Raw genomic sequence first — 900 nt, 5'->3', positions numbered from 1 at the left:
CACCACCACTACCCTCTTCGTCGTCAGCGTCAGCTGTGAATAAGAGACACCACCCCGACACCGTCCCCCTCGCCCAGCGACGACGACGGCGACGACGATGACGACTGCTTCCTGTGGTGGTGCTCCTAGAGCGGCCACCGCCGCGCGCCGTACTGCGTCACCGTGACCAGGGCCCACCCGTCCGGCGCGAGCGCCACCCCGGCGTCCGACCTGCCGAACGGCAGGTGCGCCAGGACCGCGCCGGTCGCCGCGTCCCAGACGGCGCCCCAGCCGTGGCTGCCCGGGAAGTACGCCCGCGGCCCCTCCGACGCGACCGGCCACACCAGGGTGCCGTCCGGCTGGTCGTGCATCGCCAGGTCGCGGACCGCGATCCTGGGCGCGACCGGCGGCACCTCGCCGTCCCCGGTCAGCGGCAGCGTCCACAGCGCGGCGTGCCCGTCCTCGGTGGAGCCGGCCACGGCGAGCCGCGTGCCGTCCGGCGCGAAGGCCAGCCCGGTGATCTGCCGCAGCCCGGCGGGGCCGACCCGCAGCAGCGGCTTGCCGGTGGTGACGTCGTGGACGGGGACGCGGCTGAGGCCGTCGCGGGCGCCGAACGCGACGCGGTCGCCGGTGGCGTCCAGGGCGGTCATGTCCACGCGCGGGCGCCGCCAGTGCTCGGCGTGCCGGGCGGGTTCCGTCACCTCCCGGATCGTTTCTCCTGTCGTGGCGTCCAGGACGGTGACCCGGCCCAGCAGGTGGGAGGCGACGGCCAGGCGGGAGCCGTCGGCGCTGAACGCCAGGCGCAGCCGGTCCCGGCCGTGCCTGGCTCTTCTAGCCATCTGACGCTGCCGACGCAGAGGAGTGCGGAGAGGCGCGGCGGTCACTGGGCTGCGAGAGAAGCATGACGTGTCATAGCAGCGG

At 74.7% G+C, this 900-nt stretch carries 1 protein-coding gene; it reads right to left on the bottom strand.

Annotated features, from left to right (window positions below; translation table 11 throughout):
* Positions 1–125 precede the first annotated feature (125 nt).
* Positions 126–818, bottom strand: coding sequence for a WD40 repeat domain-containing protein (locus BN2279_RS09765; protein ID WP_059008316.1), 693 nt, complete (start codon positions 816–818; stop codon positions 126–128).
* Positions 819–900 lie beyond the last annotated feature (82 nt).

It is taken from the genome of Streptomyces specialis, from assembly GCF_001493375.1.
Taxonomy (GTDB): domain Bacteria; phylum Actinomycetota; class Actinomycetes; order Streptomycetales; family Streptomycetaceae; genus Streptomyces; species Streptomyces specialis.
The sequence above is the reverse complement of the archived record's forward strand: the minus strand, read 5'-3'. Positions and strand labels throughout refer to the sequence as shown.

Bases quoted from the DNA above. Each gene is read 5' to 3' on its own strand.
- BN2279_RS09765 (WP_059008316.1), bottom strand. From the start codon at position 818: ATGGCTAGAAGAGCCAGGCACGGCCGGGACCGGCTGCGCCTGGCGTTC.